The following is a 17,317-nucleotide window of genomic DNA, read 5'->3' as shown; positions in this document are numbered from 1 at the left end:
CTGAGCGCGGGTAGTGGCTGACTCTGTGCCGCATGGTGGTTCCTTTCCTGATCAACGCCGACGCACGTGCTCAATGCGCGCGCAAACGGTTGCCGCGGATTGCCGCGGATTGCCGCCGATTCCGCGGCCTATCCGTTATCCTCGGGGAGTCACGGCCGTTGTTACTTCCGTTGCTACTTCCCTTGCTTCGCAGGAGATCGGTACCGCGCGAATAGCCACCACAGCGCTCCGCAGAGCAATATCGCGGCTAGCCCCCAGGCCTCGTCACTATCGAAATTCCCCAGCAGATACCCCAGGCCCTGTCCGAAGCCATAGCCCGCCCCGGCGATGGCTACCGCCCAGACGACGGCGCCCGTCAAGTTGAGAACCAGGAACCGGAACCACGGAACGGCGCTCATCCCGATCGCGATCGGTCCGGCGATGCGCAGGCCATACAGGAATCGGATGGACAGGATCAGTGGAAGGTGATGCCTGTGCAGCAACGCGCTGGCGCGTGCCGCGCGTGATTGCATGGACGGAAATCGCGCCAGCAGTGCTGTCCCATATCGTCGACCAACATAGAAGTAAAGCTGATCGCCCAAGAAGCTTGCCAGCGTGCCGATCACGATCACGGTCGGCAACGCAAGATGGCCCCGATTCGCGGCAACGCCTGCCATGATGAGAATGGTTTCCCCTTCCAGAAAGGTCCCCGCGGCGACCGCGAGGTAGCCGTAGTCTTGAATCAAACGTGCGATATCCATGGCAAGGGAGCTCGTTCCGCTAATCCTCGTCTTCCCCTTTATTGCCGGGCGCAGCCACATGCAAGACTGCGCCGTTGCCGGCGTCCACCTTCACATCCTTGACCTCATTGCTGGCCGTCTTGATCTCCACGCTGTACACGAGGTTGCCGTTCTCGTTGTCAAGGGCAACCTTGAGCACCGACCCGGATACCTTGGCCAAGGCGGCCGAGGTGGCCCGGGTCGCGTCGATCCTGGCCAGGCCGACGAGCCTGGCCGCTTCTCCCCGCTCTCCCTTTTCCCGGTCCGGCACCTGGATGCTGGACTGATAGGCGGGGGAGGGCGTTTTCCCGTGATCAGCCGCGCCGGCGGTGGCAAGCAGCACACCCCCCAATGTGAGCGTGCCGAGTACCAGACTTATAGTTGGCTTCCCGTTCATCGATACCTCATACCTCTTGGGTGAATCGTTTGCGTTACCCCACAGAGGCCATAGTGGTCGCCGAATCTTGCTGGTGCCTTGCCGCAACATTACAGCTTGGCAAGGCTCGCCGGATCGCCGGAAGGAAACGGGCTGGCATCACTGCCGCCGAGAGGAAACGTGAGCGTGAAGACGGAACCCATCCCTGGCTCGCTCGAAGCCTCCACCCGGCCTTGGTGCGCGGCGACCACAGCCTTCACCAGGCTCAGTCCCAGCCCCAGGCCGCGCTGCGTGCGGCTATGGTCCCCGCGGTAGAGACGGTCCCAGATGTGCGGCAGTTCGTCGGGCGCCATGCCGATGCCGCTGTCCGTGACGCGGATCACCATCGCATGCTGTAGCGCGCGGGCTTCCATCTCGATTCGCCCACCTGCCGGGGTGTACTTGATCGCGTTATCCAGCAGGTTCGCCAGGACCTGGCGAAGGCGGCTGCGGTCAGCCGTCATCCAGATCGGCTGCGGCGCAATGACCGACACCGTGATCGCCTTTTCTTCGGCCACCTGCTGATAGAGGTCAACCGCATCGGCCAGCAGGGTCGGGATGCTCACGGGCTCCAGGTGCAATTTGAGCATCCCGGTTTCCGCCTCGGCAATGTCCATCAGGGTGTTGAGCATCTGCAGCAATTGGTCCGATTCCTCCACGCAGTCCGCCAGCGCGTCCCGGCAAATGGCCGGCTCGCGCTCCGAGCGAAGGGCGATTTCCGCGATGCCGCGCAGGCGCGCCAGCGGCGTACGCAAATCATGGGCGACGTTGTCGAGCGCGTCGCGCATGCCCTGGATCAGGGTTGCGATCTTGTCCAGCATGCCGTTGAACAGCGCCCCGAGTTCGTCCAGTTCGTCGCCGCTCTTGCGCGGCGACACCCGCGCTTGCATTGCCCCTGACTCAATCGCATGCACCGTCTGGATGAGCTGGCGAATCGGCCGCAAGGCACGCCGCGCGAGGATAGCCCCACCGAGCACGCCGACGATCACCATCGGGATCATGACGCCCGCGACGATCCATCCAAAGCGCTCGAGTACGCTGTCGCGCTCTTCCGTGCTCTTGCCGACTTGCAGTTGCCCCCCGTCGGGCAGGCGCATGCTGGCGATCTCCAGCATGGCCTCGTCGTCTTTTGCGGGCAGCCGGATCAGGTCGCCCGGGGCAGCTTGGGGAACGTGTTCGAGGCGGGTCAGGTCGTACTGCGCCCACTGATCGGGGATCTCCAGGAAGACCGTGGCATTGGCGGGACCGGCGATGCGAATGAAAAAGGGCTTTGTCTTGCGCAGCCGCGTTTCAAGCGCGAGTTCCTTCCTGAGCCCGGCGAGATCCTCTGCCTGATACTCGGCAGCCAGTTGGTGAAGCCTTTGCTCAATGCTGTCCAGGTCCCGCTGGCGCAGGGAGGAAGCCAGCAGGAAATAGGCAAGCGCAAAAAGCGAAACGGTGCTGAGGATGAAGAATGCCGAGTACCAAAGCGCAATGCGAGCGCCAAGCCCCCTGCGGAAGAAGTCAAGGGCCCTTGAGAACATATCCCACTCCCCGGATGGTGTGAATCATCTTCACGGGAAAGCCGCGATCGAGCTTATTGCGCAGGCGGCAGACCAGGACGTCGACGACGTTGGTCTGGGGATCAAAGCTATAGTCCCAGACGTGCTGGAGGATCATCATCTTGGACACCGGACGGTTGACACTGCGCATCAGGTACTCGAGCAGGGACAGCTCACGCGGTTGCAGATCGATCTTTTGCCCGTTTCGGGTCACTTCGCGGCTCGACAGGTCAAGAACCAGTTCAGCCACGATCAGCCGGGCCGGCTCGGTGGCCCCGGCGGCGCGACGGATCAACGCGTGGACGCGTGCGAGCAGTTCGGCCAGCGCAAACGGTTTCGTCAGGTAGTCGTCGCCTCCCGCCTGGAGGCCCTTGACGCGGTCGTCGACGGAGCGCTTGGCACTAAGGATGATGACCGGAGTGGTCACCTTTTGCCGGCGCATTGTCTCGATGAGCGACAGACCATCCAAGCCGGGAAGCATGATGTCAACAATGGCGGCGTCATACGGTACGGTGAGCGCCAGATTCAGCCCGCTCGCGCCATCCTCGGCGTAGTTGACCGCGAAGCCAGCTTGCTGCAGCGCCTTGCCGACAAACGAGCCGATCTTTCTGTCGTCTTCAATGACCAGAATGCGCATGTCATCCGCCCCTTGTCCGCCGGCCTCGGCCAGCTCACGCGCTAGCCCCCGGAATCAGCACGGTTACGCTTAGCCCTTTTCGTGCTTGCTCGTTGGCGTAGCCGATACAGATCTGCGCGCCGATGCGGTCCGTGATGGTCCGCACGATGGTCAGGCCAAGACCGGACCCCATCGCCTCATTGCCAAGCACGCGGTAGAACGGATCAAATACCCGGCTTCGTTCTTCCGGTGCAACACCGGATCCGGTGTCCTTGATCTGCAAGATCGCCTTGCCCTCCTGGGTTTGCACGGACAGGTCGACCTGTCCCCCCTCTGGCGTATAGCGAATCGCGTTGTCGACCAGGTTCTTCACGATGGTGAACAGGTCCATCTCGTTGGCCAGAACCTGCGCGTCGGATTCGCCATCCACGCCAATATCGATGTCCTTGGCCTGCGCCAGCGGCATGAGGTCTTCCAGCACGCGCCGATACACTGCCCGCACGGACACCAGCGCCATGGGGACGGGTGTCGAGGATTGCACCCGGGCCAGGCTCAGCATCTGCTCCAGCAAGCCGCGGCCTCGCTCGATGCCACGGCGCAGCGCCACGAGCCGCATCCTGGCAGTCTCCGACATGTCAGTGCCTGCAAGCCGTTCCGCCTGCAGGGAGAGCGCGGTCAGCGGCGAGCGCAGTTCATGCGCCGCGTCGGCTACAAAGCGGCGCTGCGCGTCCATCGACTCGGAAACGCGGCCAAGCAGACGGTTGATGGCCACCACGAAAGGGCGAATTTCCGCGGGCAGGTGCTCCTGCGGTAGCGGATGCAACTCCTGCTCGCCGCGCTGATCGATCTCCTCCGACAAGGCGGCGATCGGCATGAACATCTTGCGCACCAGGTCGGCGACGATCAGAAGCAGGATGGGCACCAGAATCAGGAAGGGAAGAACGGTGCGCAGCGCGCCATCCCGGGCGATCTCGTCACGAAATCCAGTTTCCTGCGCGACGACGATGCGCTCGCCGGTGGCGAGCGTTCTCACCACGACACGATAAGGCTCAACGTTGATGTCGAGGGTCTGGATCCCGTCTGCCGCCGTGGCTGGCAACGCCAGCGGCAGCCCGCCATCTGCGCCACCGCTCTTGCCGGTGCCCGGCGCAAGGTACTGCACGACGACCCGCGCCTCTTCGTCGCTGTTCGGCAGCCTGCCACTATCTCCGAGGTGCGGCACCGGCAGATGCTGGCGGTCGAACAGCACCGAGACCTGGCGCAACATATCGTCTTGCAGTTCGTTGGCCTCCTGGAATGCAGCGATGAAGGAAAACACCCCGGCCACGAGCGCCACCACCAGGATGGCGAGCGATAGCCAGAGCGAGAGGCGGATCCGGATGGAATCCTTTAGCCCCTTCCATCCTCTTTGGTGACCATCCATCCTATTCCCCTGACATTCTTGATCGCGGCGCTTCCCAGTTTCTTGCGCAAGGCATGAATCAGGAATTCAACGGCGTTGCTCTCCACTTCCTCCCCCCAACCGTAGATGCGCTCCTCAAGTTCGGTACGGGAGAGAATGGCCCCGGGCCGGACCAGCAAGGCTTGCAACAGGGCGAACTCCCGATTGGTGAGTTGCACCGCTTCGCCGCCATGCGCCGTTGCCAGCTTGGTGGCTGGATCCAGGGAGACGATGCCGTTGCTCAGCACCGGTGTTGCCACGCCGCCCTTGCGCCGCGAGACGGCGCGCATGCGGGCGAGCAATTCGGCCATCTCGAATGGCTTGAGCACGTAGTCGTCGGCGCCCGCGTCCAGGCCGCGAATGCGGTCCTCCAGGCCGTCTTGCGCCGTGATGATCAGCACTGGCACGGGGTTGTCCCGGGCGCGGACCGAAGCGAGCACCGCCAGGCCGCTTTTGCCTGGCAGACCGAGATCGAGCAACACGGTGTCGTAGTCCTGGCAGGCGAGCGCATCCAGGGCGCTTTGTCCGTTCCTGACCCAGTCGGCGGCGTAGGATGCGTCTTTCAGTGCATCCTGGATCGCTTGCCCGATCATCGGGTCGTCTTCGACCAGCAGTACCCGCATTTACCCTCCCATGGACAAGGCGCCGCGTCTTGGCGGGAACCATACCGGCAGGCAGCAAGCTCACCGGCATCCCCAGCCTTTCACATCATAGCGCCGGGCGGCGCGTGCAGGGTCAGTGGTTTGCGCGAGCCGCCGCCCGTTGCGGGGAGAACAGGATGCACGCCACCATGAGCGTCATCAGCGCGGCCGAGGCGGAAAAGCGGCTCATCGCCAAGCCGCCGGAATGCAGCGGCTTGTCGAGGAAATCGCCCACTACGGCGCCGAGCGGGCGCGTGAGGATAAAGGCCGCCCAGAAGAGCAAGGTGCGGGAGATCTTCGTCCAGTAATAGGCCGCAACCAGCGTTGCCAGCAGCGCCCCGAAGACCATCATCCCGCCCACGTAGCCCAACCCGGCCGTGTCCGCCGTCCAGTCTCCGAGCGCGGTGCCCAGAGTCTGGGAGAACATGATCGTCACCCAATAGAACATCTCCGCCTTCGGCGCTTTCACGGTGTCGACCGATACCGTGCCGAGCGTCCTGTACCAGATCGCCAATGAGAGCATCAGCAGTGCAGATAGCACCGCGGTGCCGCCGGCATAGCCAATGCCAAGGGACCGGTCGGCAAAATCGGCCAGGGTCGTGCCCACGGTCGTGGTGGCGACGATCGTCACCCAGTACAACACGGGCTGAAAGCGCTTGGCGGAAATCTGGGCCGATACCGCGATCAGGAAGATCACGGCAAAGATGGCGGTACTGACGAGGTAGCCCAGGTTCATCGACATCGACAAGGCATCGCCGCCTGTTTCCCCGAGCGTGGTTGCCGCGATCTTGACAAGCCAGAACATCAGCGTGATTTCGGGAACCTTGCTCAGGCTCCGCTCTACGATAGTTGGGTTCGTGGGACTTCCATTCATGGTTCTTGCTCCTGTTCGACAGTTCGATCTATGGTTGGAATCAGGCGTTCAAAACTTCAAAACTAAAAAAAAGCTTCAGAACTTCAAAAGTTCAAAAGTTCAAAAGTTCAAAAGTTCAAAAGTTCATAAGCCGCTTCTGCGCAAGCGACAGGTAGAGGACAAGGCCGACAATGACCACAAGGAAAATCGCACTCATGCCTGCAGTCCCGAGGCCCAGGCCGCCATGGCTGCCCGATTGAGACAGGAGATCGCCGCATGACGCGCCAAACGGGCGGGTAAGGACATAGGCCACCCAAAAGCAGGCAACCGCATTTATCCGGAACGCGTAGCGAGCCACGGCAGTGACGGCAATCAGCCCGCCAAACAGCAGTGCGCAATTGCCGTAACCCAGGCCCAGCCCCTGGGTCACCCAGTCGCCGGCTGCCGTACCCAGAGCAAAGGTGAACAGGATGGCAGTCCAGTAGAACAGTTCGCGCCCGACCGTATCGATGGCGCGGATGGAGAGGGTCTTCTCTCGTCCGTACCAGACGATGAAGGTGGCGATCAGGGCCACGCAAAACACCGCGGTCGAGGCCGGTAGCGGTACGCCCAGTTGGTCGCCCAGGTTGTCGGTGATCAACGTGCCGATCAACGTGCCAAATACACTGATGAACAGGACGGCGATCCAGTAGAGCGAAGGCGCATAGCTTTTTGCCCGTACCTGGAAGAACAAGGCGATGGCAAGCAACAGGCCCGTCAAGGCCGAGGTGTTCACGAGGCCTAGCCCGAAGTTGACGTTCAGATAATGGGCGCCGGTCTCGCCTACGGTAGTGGACATCATCTTGATGATCCAGAAAAACGCCGTCACCTCGGGCACTTTGCTGGGGCCGGCAGGCAAGGATCGGCTGGCCAATGTGTTCACGGCATTCTCCCGGGATGGTTGCTCTACCACAGGGGCAGTGCCAAGTCTGACGCCCAAGACTTAGGCCAGCCATAGCAGGTCACTGCCATACCCGATCGAGGGCGAGCCAGCGGGGGAATAAGCGGCGGGAGAGGCCGGTTGGCGCCTGGTAAAGGGACGTGAAAGACGGGGCGTGAAAGGCGCGATAAGTGGTGTGCGGTATGCAGCGCACAGCAGGTGCTGGGTAAGGCGAGCCGCGGGGTGCCAGCCATATCAACGGAGAAGGCAGGCCCTGGTGTACGCGCGTCCATGGGGCGGGCGCGCGCCACGCGCTGGCCTCAGCGGTGCCGGGGCCAGCGCAACAGCATCATCGGCAACATGGCCAGCATGTTCCAGCTTGGCCAGAAGCTCGCCAGCGCCAGCGCAATGTGCAATGGCATGGGCGATTCCTTGACAAACGCGCGCCCATTTCATCCGAGCCCGGCTGCTCGCGCGATCAGGATCAACCCTGCCCCGACGACGACGGCGCCGATGGCGCGCGCGGCGCGCTCGCCGGCCGGTGCGAGACGTTCGACGGCGATGGCTGCCGTCACGACAGCCATCGCGCGCAGGTCCATGACCCCGATGACGAGGAGGATCGCCGTCAGCCCTGCACAGGCGTAGCTGCAGTGCAGGCCGAGGCGCAGGCCGTGTCGCCAGGCCGTGCCGGCGTCAGCCGGCAAGGTACACCCGCGCCCAGGCGCCTCCCGGCAACAGGCAAGGTGGTGTGCCTTCCAGGCGGTGAACTGGAGCGTGCCGGCGATCAGCACGACCACACCGGCTGCGATCGGCACGGCGCGCGCCAGCGCGGGCAACTGCATCTCGAGCGCCGCCAGCGCGACGCCCAGCACAAAGGCGGCCATGCCGAACGCGGTCCACACGAAGAAGTACCCCACGCCAACCAGCGCGGTCAGCCGGCCCAGGCGCGTCCCGCCTGTCGTGCCGACGGCCTGGCGGTAGCGCCCCAACATGGGCACCAGGGATGGCAGCATCATCGCCACCATCATCACGACCCACATGCCGAGGAACGACGCCGCAACGCCGGGCCACGTCTGTCCGCACATCCGCGTCCACGCCATCGACATCGTCCAGCCGCCGGGCATCGGCATCTCGCCCATCGCCGGCATGGACGCGCGCCAGGCGATCGTCACCGCCGCGCTGGCGGCGAAGAGCAGCGCCGAGACGCCGAAGAAGGCGCGCTGGGTAGCTCGCCCGGAAACCATGCGTCGCGGGACCTCCCGTCCCCCGGTTGCGCCAGCGTTGCCCACGACCTGGCTCAGCGCACGCCGTACTCGCCGTACTCGTCGTGGCGGCGCCACCAGATGCCCGTCTCGTTGCGCCCCTTGGGGGCGCGGTCGAGCCGCTGGTACATGCCCCAAAGGCCGTCCACGCCGCGCGCATAGGTGGAATAGGTGTGGTAGACGACGCCGTCCTCGAGCACGAACGCGCTCAGGCCCGGCCGGTCGCGCGAGTACGTGGGCGCGTCGGTCCCGCATGTGGCCGCGAACTGGGCGACGGGCTCCGGCGCCGGTGTCGCGTCCATTGCGTGGCCGCCGCGCTTGTAGTTATATTCGACGCTCCCTTCGCGCTGTTGCGCCTCGGTGAAGGAGACGTTGGCATCGAAGTTGAAGTCGCTGCCGAACGAGGATGCCCAGGGAAACGTCCACCCCATGCGCCGCTTGTACGCCTGCAGCTTCGCGAGCGGCGCGCGCGACACCGCCGCTAGCGTGACGTCGTGGTTCGCCAGGTGGACGACGAAGCCGTCGAACCCGTCCGCGATCGCCGAGCAGGAGGGGCAGCCCGCCGTGTAGTCGGGCCCGAACATGAAGTGGTAGACGAGGAGCTGCGAGCGCCCTCCGAAGAGATCCGCCAGCGAGGCGCTGCCCTCGTCGGTCTCGAACCGGTACGCTTTGTCGACCCGGACCCATGGCAGCGCCTGACGTCGCCGTGCCAGCTCGTCGCTGCGCCGCGTCAGGTCTTTCTCCGCCTCGAGCAGCGCGAGCCGGGCTGCCAGCCACTCTTCACGTGTCGCGCTCAGGTGTTTCGTCATGATGCTTTCCTCCGTTGGGTGTCCTTCGTCGTTCGCTCCGTTCTCGATACGACGTACGGGTTGGTCGTCGTGATAGATTAGTGCCGGGCATCCGGACGGTGGGAGTGACAAGTGTGGCGGGATTGGGATTCAGATGGATTCGCTGATCACGGCCGCGGCGCGCGCGCTCGCGGCGGGTGACCCCCTCGGGGCACTGAACCGCGTCGCCTTGCGCGACGACGCGCCTGCGCTCGCCCTGCGCGGCATCGCGATGGCCCAGCTCGGCGATCTCGTGAGAGCAAGGGCGCTCGTGCGAAGTGCGGCGCGAGCCTTCGGCCACAAAGAAGCCGTTGCCCGCGCGCGGTGTGTCGTCGCCGAGGCCGAGATCGCGCTCGTCTCGCGCGACCTGGGCTGGCCGGCGAAGGCGCTCGACGCAGCGCGGGCGACGCTGGAGGAGCACGGCGACCGGGTGAACGCCGCGCATGCGCGGTTTCTCGAGGCCCGGCGCCTCCTCCTGATCGGACATCTCGACGAGGCCGAGCTGACGCTCGCCGAGCTCGACCCCACGCCTTTTCCGCCCGCGTCGAGGGCCGCCCACGAACTGGTCGTTGCGGGGATCGAGATGCGGCGCCTGCGCACGAAGACGGCACGCGCTGCGCTCGCCCGGGCCGAGCGCGCCGCGCGCCACGCAGGTATCCCTGCGCTGACGGCGGAGGTCGAAAGCGCAGCCCTTGTCCTCGCCACGCCCGCGGCGCGCCTGATTGCGCGTGGCGAGGAGCGGCTCCTCCTGCTCGATGAAGTGGAAGCGTTACTGGCGTCGAAGGCGCTCGTCGTGGACGCGTGCCGTCACGTCGTGCGTGACGCGCGCACCGTGGTCTCGCTGGCAAGGCGTCCGGTGTTGTTCGCGCTCGCACGCGCGCTTGGCGAAGCGTGGCCCGCAGACGTGCCGAGGGACACGCTCGTCGCGCGGGCATTTCGCGCGAAACACGCCGATGAATCGCATCGCGCGCGGTTGCGGGTCGAAGTCGGGCGGCTGCGCACGGTGCTTGGGACGCTGGCCGGCGTCAGCGCGACGAAGCTAGGGTTTGCGCTGGTGCCGCACGGCGCCCGCGAGGTCGTGGTGCTGGCGCGGCCCGTCGAAGAAGCGCATGCGGCGGTGCTCGCTTTCGTCGCCGACGGTGAGTCGTGGTCTAGCTCGGCCCTGGCGGTGGCGCTTGGCGCCAGCCAGCGCACCGTGCAGCGGGCACTCGACGCGCTTGCGGCAGCAGGCAAGGTGCAGTCGTTCGGTCGCGGGCGGGCGCGTCGCTGGATGACCCCGCCCGTGCCGGGATTCGCGACGACCTTGTTACTCCCCGCGCCATTGCCGAGTGACTAGAATGCACTTCACTACCGAGCGACGAGGATGGAGACATGAAACGATCAGCGGCCGAAATCATCCGTGAGTATGGACCCTTTCCGGGTGTCGACAGCGTGCATGGGGTCACGTATGACGGTCAGCAAGTCTGGTTTGCTGCCGGCGACAAGCTGATTGCCCTGGATCCGGCGAGCGGGAAGACGCTGCGCTCGATGGATGTCGCCGCGCACGCAGGAACGGCCTTCGACGGCCAGCACCTGTTTCAGATCGCCGAGGATCGCATCCAGAAGATCGATCCGAAGACCGGCCTCGTGGTCGCCACGATTCCGGCGCCCGGCGGCGGCAACGACTCGGGACTCGCGTGGGCCGAAGGCACCCTCTGGGTGGGGCAATATCGGAAGCGCAAGATCCATCAGGTCGATCCCCAAACCGGGGCGATTCTTCGCACCATCGAGTCCAACCGCTTCGTCACCGGGGTCACCTGGATCGAAGGAGAGCTCTGGCACGGCACCTGGGAAGGTGACCAGAGCGAGTTGAGGCACGTCGACCCGCGAACGGGAAAGGTCCTGGAGAGCCTCGAGATGCCGCCTGGCGTCGGCGTGTCGGGGCTGGAGGCCGATGGCGGCGATCGGTTCTTCTGCGGAGGCGGAAGCAGCGGTAGGCTGAGAGCCGTGCGCCGACCCGGGCGGGGCACCGCGGCCGGCAGCGAATCCGGGACCCCCGTCGACGCCACTAGCAAGTAATCGAGGCGATCCTCATGCGCGAGGGCGGTGGCTTGAAGCGCCACCTGATACCCGTCGCCGCAGCATTGGCGAGCCCTGGCCGTGGCCAGGGCGGTAAGTGGGTCCACGCGATCTGGCAGCACCGCACTTGCGAACCCGAACTCACGCGGAGCAGGAAAACGGCGCTAAACGGTATATACTGTTTATCCTGTTTTTTGATTTGAGATTTGCCGTGAATTCACCGATCATCAAGCCGCCAACGAAAGAGGCATTTCATTTTCCGACGAGCGGGTATGTAGCCGATAGCAACGCATCCACCCCTAAGAAGAAAGCGCCGCGGGGCTCGGATAGCAAGAAGGCAGTGACGAAGGCTGCAAAGAGCAAGCCAACGAAGCTGGAGGCTCATGCCGAGGCCGCCGTGCCGAACAAGGCCGTGCCGAAAAAGGCAGTGCCGAAAAAAGCGCAGGGCGCCAAGAAGGAAAAGGTGCTGCGCGACAGCTTCACGATGCCAAAGTCCGACTACGCGAAAATCGCCGAGCTCAAGCAGCGATGCCTCGACGCGGGTGTGCACATCAAGAAGAGCGAGATCCTGCGAGCGGGATTGCTGCTTCTTGCCGCGACATCGCCAAAGCAATTTCTGACCGCGGTCTCAAAAGTCGAAGCCATCAAGACCGGGCGTCCGGCGAAGGCCTAGGCGTCATGCCTGGGGCGGCGGGTTCCGGTCTCGACCAGGACGCCGGCTAGGGCCACGCCAGGCGCTTGCAGTGCGCCTGCGCGGCCTGCCGTCGCCGAACCATCTGCCTATCCGTGCTTTGCCGAATCCTCGAACTTGGCAAATACCCGAGCCTGGACAGCATCCATGACCGCGAGGATCTGTGCGTCGGCGGGCGCACTTGCTGTCACGCCAGTCGCGTTCTTCGGCTTTGAGCCGACCGGATAGCACACAAACACCGTATCGAACCTGCCTGCCGATTCCTTCTTCAGGTGCCGGTTGAGTGCCTTCAGGTACTGCTTCTTGGTTGTCTTTGACATAGGTTCCTCGGTCCTCCATGTAGTTGCAATTAGCTGCAATTAGCAGGGTTCAAGCGTCGTGACGCCTGCGTGACCCTTGTCTTCGTCGAAGTGCCTCCATGACTCCTTCCGTGGCTCTCTTCTCCGCCAACAATAGAACATAGCCCGGGAAGTTCCTATTGGTCAAATGTGGTCCAATGACCATATTCGCAGGTGGCTCAGTGCAGGCTTTGAGTGCGTGGTAACTGGCGCCTACCCGGCATCGTGGAAGATGATGCCCAAGGTATGGCGCTGTCCCCTTTGCAATTGACTGACGCCGTGGCGCAAGTTGACCCGGTAGAAGCCCCGGGTCGACCGCACCGGCCGGCTGTTGACCGCGAACACCACGGCCTGTCCCTGGCGCAGCGGCACGACTTCAGCGCGACCCGGCTTCTTCGGGTCGCTTTCCGTTAGCAGCAACTCGCCGCCGTCGAAGTCGCGGCCTGGCTGGTCGAGCAGGAAGACCGCCTGGAACGGGAAGACGTGCTCACCGTACAGGTCCTGGTGCAGGCAACAATAGTCCGTCTCGCGGTAACGCAGCAGCAGTGGCGTTGGGCGCTGCTGCCCGGCGCGATGGCAGACGCCGCGAAACTCGGCGTGCGTGGCGGGGAATCGCTCATCCATGCGCATGGCCGCGTGCCAGCGGTTGGCGACCGGCGCCAGGTGCGGGTATAGCGCTGTGCGAAGCGCCGCCACCAGGTCGGGCAACGGATAGGAAAAGTACTTGTACTCGCCGCGCCCGAACGCGTAGCGCTCCATCACGATACGGCTGCGGAATCGCTCCTCCTGTGTGAAATAGCCCGCCACCTCCCGACATTGATCGGGCGTCAGGAGCGTGGGCAGTATTGCGTAGCCGTCGCGCGTCAGGGTCTCCTCGATGCGGCGCCAATCCAGTGCGGCGATGCGCGCATCAGGAGCGCCGGGTGATGCCTGCTTGTTAGCAGCGTGTTGGTCAGGATCCTGCAAGAGCGCGGCTTGAGCGGTCATGGTCTTGGTCTTTGTCGATCGTTTCCTGGCGGCGCCGGCGGGCCGGTTCGCCTTCCAGGCGGCATATGCCTCGGGCAGGCACACGGCGCAGGGCCGGTAGCCTGCGGCGATGGCGGTGTCTTCGTCGAGGAAGAACACACGGCGCCTGGCGTAGCCGCCGCGGGCGATGGCCTGCAGCGCGGCCCTGCAGTCAAAGCGGCCGTAGAGCTTGCCCCCGCGGTGACCGCCGAGCGTGCCGGGTACCGCGCTCTGGTATGGCTGGCCATCGCGGCCAATCAAGGTCCAGGTCGTATTGGTCATGGCGAAGCGCTTCAAGACCGCATCATGGCGCATCGTGGAGCGACAGTTCCAGGCCGAGGCGCTCACCGCCGCGTACACGGCTGATGGCGTGCTTCAAGTTGACGCGGTAGTAGCCCTTGCTGCCTTTGAATGGGCGTTGGGCGGTGGTGATGATCGCCGCATCGCCGAGCTTCAGCGGTAGCACCATGGGCCGCGATTGCATGCGCGGGCGCTGCTCGGTCATGACAAACTCGCCGCCGGTGAAGTCGCGGCCGGGTTCGCCGAGCAAGGCAACCAGTTGCAGCGGAAACACGTGCTCGCCTTCGTCGCGCTGGTGCAAAGCCAGGTAGTCATCCTCGCGCAGCCGGCTCAGGTTGGATTGCGTCCGCGTCTGCCCCGCCTGGCGGTTGCGTTCGAGAAAATCATCCAGTTCTGCCGGATAGCGATAGGCGGCATCCAGTGCCTCGTTCCATCTGTTGGCGATCGGGGTGAGATGGCGATAGAACGCCTCTCGCCATGTCGCAAGCGGCGAAGGCAAGCGCTCCGCGAAATAGAAGAAGTCGCCGCGGCCCAGGTCGCCAGAGGCCAAGGACACTCGGCGGACACCTTCGGAATGGCCGGCACGCGGGCCTAAGGCGCGCGCCTGTTCCGGCGTAAGCAGCCCGGGCAGCACGGCGTAGCCTTCCATGTCCAGTTGCGCAGCGATGCCGGACCAGTCCAGGCGGTCGATGATGTGGGTTGCGGTGTGCATTCGAGAACCAGCCTTCAGGTCTTGGCTTCGCGCTGCAGCAGCTCGCGCTTGCGCTCCACGCCCCAGCGGTAGCCCGAAATGTCGCCGTCGCGCCGGACCACGCGGTGGCAGGGTATGGCGACGGCGATGTGGTTGGCGCCGCAGGCCTGCGCCACGGCCCGCACGGCCTTTGGCGCGCCGATGCGCTCGGCGACCTGGGCATAGCTCACGGTGATCCCTGGCGGGATCTCGCGCAGCGCCTGCCAGACGCGTTCCTGGAAGGCGGTGCCGCGTACATCCAGCGGCAGGTTCAGGCCAATGGAGGGCGCCTCGATGAAGCCCACCACCTGTGCCACCAACTGTTCGAAGCCAGCGTCGCAGCCGACCAATTGTGCCTTGGGAAACTGGTTCTGGAGGTCGCGCACCAGCAGGTCGGGATCGTCACCGAGCAGGATGGCGCAGATGCCGCGCTGGCTCTGTGCGACCAGAATCGCCCCCAGCGAGCACTGGCCGACCGCAAAGCGGATCACCGCGCCTACGCCGCCGGCGCGGTAGTCGCGGGCGTGCATGCCGAGCAAGTGCTCGGACGCTTCATAGAAACGGCTGTTGGAGTTGAAGCCCGCGCCATAGATCGCATCCGTGACCGACGCGTTGGGCACGTTGAGTTCTTCGCGCAGCTTCCTGGCGCGATTGGCCGAGGCATAGGCTTTCGGGGTGAGTCCGGTTTCGGCCTTGAACACGCGATGGAAGTGGAACGGGCTCATGCCGGCCTGTGTGGCCAGTTCGTCCAGGTTGGGCGGCGTCTCGGCGGCTTCAATCAGGCGGCAGGCCCGGGCCACCAGGTCGGCGCGCTCGGCGGCCGCACGGGTCTGGTCGCCCTTGGCGCGGCGGCTGGCGCGATAGCCCGCCGCCTCGGCGGCTTCGGCGGTGTCGAAGAACGCAACGTTCTCGCGCTTGGGCAGACGGGCTGACGAACTGGGCCGGCAATACACGCCGGTGGTGCGCACGGCATACACAAAATGCCCGTCGGCGTTGGGGTCGCGGGCCTGGACCGCCTGCCATCGCAAGTCGTCGGTTGCGTAGGCCCGGCGCGTCTGATGTGTCGAATTCATGGCGAATTCCTTTGCATGCTTGATGACGAAGTCAGGGTAAGGCTGAATTCAATCGCAAGAACTCCGATTCTTGCGATTGAATTGTCATCGTGTGGGGATGCGCCACAGATACCAGGCCGCGACGGTCCGATAAGGACGCCAGGCCTCGCCAATCTCGCGCATGTGGCGCGGCGTAGGCGCCTTCTCCAGGCCCTTGAGCCGCCGGTAGCCCTCCCGCACGCCGAAATCGTCCACCGGCAGGATGTCCGAGCGCTCCAGGGTGTAGATCAGGAGCATCTCCACTGTCCAGCGGCCCACGCCGCGCAGCGAGACCAGGCGTTCGATCAGCGCGTCATCGGGCAAATGCAACGCCTCGGTCCGGGTGGGCACGATGCCATCCACGGTGGCCTGGGCAATGCCGCGCAGGGTGGCGAGCTTGGTTGCCGAGAAACCGCAGGCGCGCTGTAGTTCGGGATCGGTGGCCAGCAACTGTTGCGCAGCGGGGAAGGCCACATCCGGATACAGCGCCAGCAGGCGCGCCAGGATGGCGTCGCCCGCCTTGGCGTGCAGTTGCTGGTAGGCGATAGCGCGCACCAGCGCCTCAAAGGGCTCACGCGCGGGTTTCGCGGCGTGGCGGCAGGGGCCGGTGGCGGCGACGTGGCGCGCCCAGTCGGTGTCCAGTCCAGACAGGAATTCTGCGGCCTGGCTGTACGCCTCGGGCGACAGGTCGGTGGCGATCACTGTGGTCGGCAAGATCAGAATCCTGGCAGGGTGGCGGTTTGGGGGGCGACGGGATACGGCCCGATCGCCTTCTCGTGTTCGAGCAACCAGCGCTTGCGGTGCAGGCCCCAGGCGTAACCCTTGAGCTCGCCGTTGCCGGCAATCACGCGGTGGCATGGCACCACGATAGCAATTGGGTTGGCACCGCTGGCGGCACCGATATCGATGGCCGCACGTGGGTCGGCCAATCCCATTGCCTTGGCCAGTTTGCCGTAGCTGGTGGTAGAGCCGGCCGGGATGAGGCGAAGGGCAGCCCAGACCTGGCGCTGCAGGTCCGTGCCGGCGGTCTGGGTCGCCAACTCGTCCAACGCATCCAGTTTGCCCGAAAAATATCGGGCCAGCGCGTCGGCAATGGTAGCCGGTGCGGGGGTCTCGCCCAGTTCGAAGGTGCCGTAATGTGCACGCAGGCCGCGCAGGAGATGGGCCCGATGGTCGGCGAAGTCCAGGGCACGAATCGTCTGCTGCGCGTCGGTGACGAGCAGCATTTCACCCAACGGGGAATCGAGGTGGCTCAAATGCAATTGCATGAAAATCTCCTCAGGCGAGCCGGATCGGGCCGGTCTCGCTCAGCAGGTAAGCCTCCAATGTACGAGGGGAGGGCGAAGAAAAAACTCCGACTCTTGCGATCGAATTCCGGGACGTTTGCCAAGGGACGCTGGCGCTGCAGCAGCTTGACCTCCTGGCCAAGCCCAACGCAAGCTATGCCGAGAAGTACGAAGCCGATGCGGCTACTGCTTAAGGCGTGATCCGGACCAGGGCATCGTGCTTCGCGGGATAGTCTCTTCATAGCGCAAATGGGCCCTCGCTTGCGAGGGCCCTTCAGCTCGCTGGCAAAGCCGGATCTGCGTTGTCGTGCTCCCCTCTCCCGCGCGCGGGAGAGGGGCTGGGGGAGAGGGCGGGCGCTCGTTATGCCGTCGTGCTGGGAAAAGCCATTGGCTTCGCTTCCTGTGGTTCCTCGCTAAGCCACCCCTCTCCCCAGCCCTCTCCCCCTGAGGGGCTGAGGTTTGCCCACAAATCGGCGTCCTCGATAAGGCAGTGCTACTTGTAAACACAATCTGACGGTGTTAACTTCAGTCGACCCCTTTGACTA

19 protein-coding genes are annotated in these 17,317 nt (G+C 64.6%); 3 read left to right on the top strand and 16 right to left on the bottom strand.

Annotation, left to right across the window (positions count from 1 at the left end):
• Nucleotides 1-173 precede the first annotated feature (173 nt).
• The 10 genes from ACYP5B_RS00335 to ACYP5B_RS00290 all read right to left on the bottom strand — a co-directional run bounded on the left by ACYP5B_RS00335 (nt 174) and on the right by ACYP5B_RS00290 (nt 9,255).
• A complete protein-coding gene (locus ACYP5B_RS00335) occupies nt 174-740 on the bottom strand; it encodes a DedA family protein (protein ID WP_459568116.1) in 567 nt (188 codons plus the stop codon).
• Nucleotides 741-759: 19 nt separating this feature from the next.
• Nucleotides 760-1,155: a PepSY domain-containing protein gene (locus tag ACYP5B_RS00330; protein ID WP_459568115.1), complete on the bottom strand. Its 396-nt coding sequence runs from the start codon at nt 1,153-1,155 to the stop codon at nt 760-762.
• A gap of 89 nt (nt 1,156-1,244) precedes the next feature.
• Nucleotides 1,245-2,696 carry a sensor histidine kinase gene (locus tag ACYP5B_RS00325; RefSeq protein ID WP_459568114.1) on the bottom strand — a complete coding sequence of 484 codons (1,452 nt, stop codon included), beginning with the start codon at nt 2,694-2,696 and terminating at the stop codon, nt 1,245-1,247.
• Nucleotides 2,677-3,351 carry a response regulator transcription factor gene (locus ACYP5B_RS00320; RefSeq protein ID WP_459568113.1) on the bottom strand — a complete coding sequence of 225 codons (675 nt, stop codon included), beginning with the start codon at nt 3,349-3,351 and terminating at the stop codon, nt 2,677-2,679. The genes ACYP5B_RS00325 and ACYP5B_RS00320 overlap by 20 nt, the downstream gene beginning before the upstream one ends.
• Nucleotides 3,352-3,385: 34 nt before the next feature.
• On the bottom strand, nt 3,386-4,753 hold the full coding sequence (locus ACYP5B_RS00315) for an ATP-binding protein (protein WP_459568112.1): 1,368 nt from the start codon (nt 4,751-4,753) through the stop codon (nt 3,386-3,388).
• Nucleotides 4,720-5,394 carry a response regulator transcription factor gene (locus ACYP5B_RS00310; protein ID WP_318237445.1) on the bottom strand — a complete coding sequence of 225 codons (675 nt, stop codon included), beginning with the start codon at nt 5,392-5,394 and terminating at the stop codon, nt 4,720-4,722. The genes ACYP5B_RS00315 and ACYP5B_RS00310 overlap by 34 nt, the downstream gene beginning before the upstream one ends.
• A 112-nt stretch (nt 5,395-5,506) precedes the next feature.
• Nucleotides 5,507-6,286: a COG4705 family protein gene (locus tag ACYP5B_RS00305; RefSeq protein WP_459568111.1), complete on the bottom strand. Its 780-nt coding sequence runs from the start codon at nt 6,284-6,286 to the stop codon at nt 5,507-5,509.
• 115 nt (nt 6,287-6,401) lie between these two features.
• Entirely contained in the window at nt 6,402-7,187 is a 786-nt protein-coding gene (locus tag ACYP5B_RS00300) for a hypothetical protein (RefSeq protein ID WP_400100118.1), read from the bottom strand.
• A gap of 449 nt (nt 7,188-7,636) precedes the next feature.
• Nucleotides 7,637-8,428: a DUF2182 domain-containing protein gene (locus ACYP5B_RS00295; protein WP_400100116.1), complete on the bottom strand. Its 792-nt coding sequence runs from the start codon at nt 8,426-8,428 to the stop codon at nt 7,637-7,639.
• A 53-nt stretch (nt 8,429-8,481) separates the two neighbouring features.
• Nucleotides 8,482-9,255, bottom strand: coding sequence for a DUF899 domain-containing protein (locus tag ACYP5B_RS00290; protein WP_459568110.1), 774 nt, complete (start codon nt 9,253-9,255; stop codon nt 8,482-8,484).
• Nucleotides 9,256-9,388: 133 nt separating this feature from the next.
• Here ACYP5B_RS00290 and ACYP5B_RS00285 point away from each other — a divergent pair, with 133 nt between their 5' ends.
• From ACYP5B_RS00285 to ACYP5B_RS00275, 3 genes are all read left to right on the top strand, one after another.
• Entirely contained in the window at nt 9,389-10,609 is a 1,221-nt protein-coding gene (locus tag ACYP5B_RS00285) for a helix-turn-helix domain-containing protein (protein WP_459568109.1), read from the top strand.
• Nucleotides 10,610-10,644: 35 nt separating this feature from the next.
• Nucleotides 10,645-11,331: a Vgb family protein gene (locus tag ACYP5B_RS00280; protein ID WP_459568108.1), complete on the top strand. Its 687-nt coding sequence runs from the start codon at nt 10,645-10,647 to the stop codon at nt 11,329-11,331.
• Nucleotides 11,332-11,542: 211 nt separating this feature from the next.
• Nucleotides 11,543-12,004, top strand: coding sequence for a hypothetical protein (locus tag ACYP5B_RS00275; RefSeq protein WP_459568107.1), 462 nt, complete (start codon nt 11,543-11,545; stop codon nt 12,002-12,004).
• Nucleotides 12,005-12,111: 107 nt separating this feature from the next.
• On the opposite strand, the gene ACYP5B_RS00270 is transcribed toward ACYP5B_RS00275, so the two are convergent.
• From ACYP5B_RS00270 to ACYP5B_RS00245, 6 genes are all read right to left on the bottom strand, one after another.
• Nucleotides 12,112-12,342, bottom strand: a complete 231-nt coding sequence (locus tag ACYP5B_RS00270; protein ID WP_318237753.1) for a hypothetical protein — start codon at nt 12,340-12,342, stop codon at nt 12,112-12,114.
• Between the two features lie 231 nt (nt 12,343-12,573).
• A complete protein-coding gene (locus ACYP5B_RS00265) occupies nt 12,574-13,347 on the bottom strand; it encodes a 2OG-Fe(II) oxygenase (RefSeq protein WP_400100145.1) in 774 nt (257 codons plus the stop codon).
• Between the two features lie 322 nt (nt 13,348-13,669).
• The gene (locus tag ACYP5B_RS00260; protein ID WP_459568106.1) at nt 13,670-14,377 is read right to left on the bottom strand and encodes a 2OG-Fe(II) oxygenase; all 708 of its coding nucleotides are present in this window, start codon (nt 14,375-14,377) and stop codon (nt 13,670-13,672) included.
• 14 nt (nt 14,378-14,391) lie between these two features.
• Complete coding sequence (gene ada, locus ACYP5B_RS00255; RefSeq protein ID WP_459568105.1) at nt 14,392-15,468, bottom strand: bifunctional DNA-binding transcriptional regulator/O6-methylguanine-DNA methyltransferase Ada; 1,077 nt, start codon at nt 15,466-15,468, stop codon at nt 14,392-14,394.
• A gap of 84 nt (nt 15,469-15,552) precedes the next feature.
• Nucleotides 15,553-16,200: a DNA-3-methyladenine glycosylase family protein gene (locus ACYP5B_RS00250; protein WP_400100102.1), complete on the bottom strand. Its 648-nt coding sequence runs from the start codon at nt 16,198-16,200 to the stop codon at nt 15,553-15,555.
• A gap of 2 nt (nt 16,201-16,202) precedes the next feature.
• Nucleotides 16,203-16,754, bottom strand: a complete 552-nt coding sequence (locus ACYP5B_RS00245; protein ID WP_459568104.1) for a methylated-DNA--[protein]-cysteine S-methyltransferase — start codon at nt 16,752-16,754, stop codon at nt 16,203-16,205.
• Nucleotides 16,755-17,317 lie beyond the last annotated feature (563 nt).

The sequence above is a fragment of the Cupriavidus sp. 8B genome (assembly GCF_054589115.1).
This window is presented reverse-complemented; position numbering and strand designations above follow the sequence as displayed.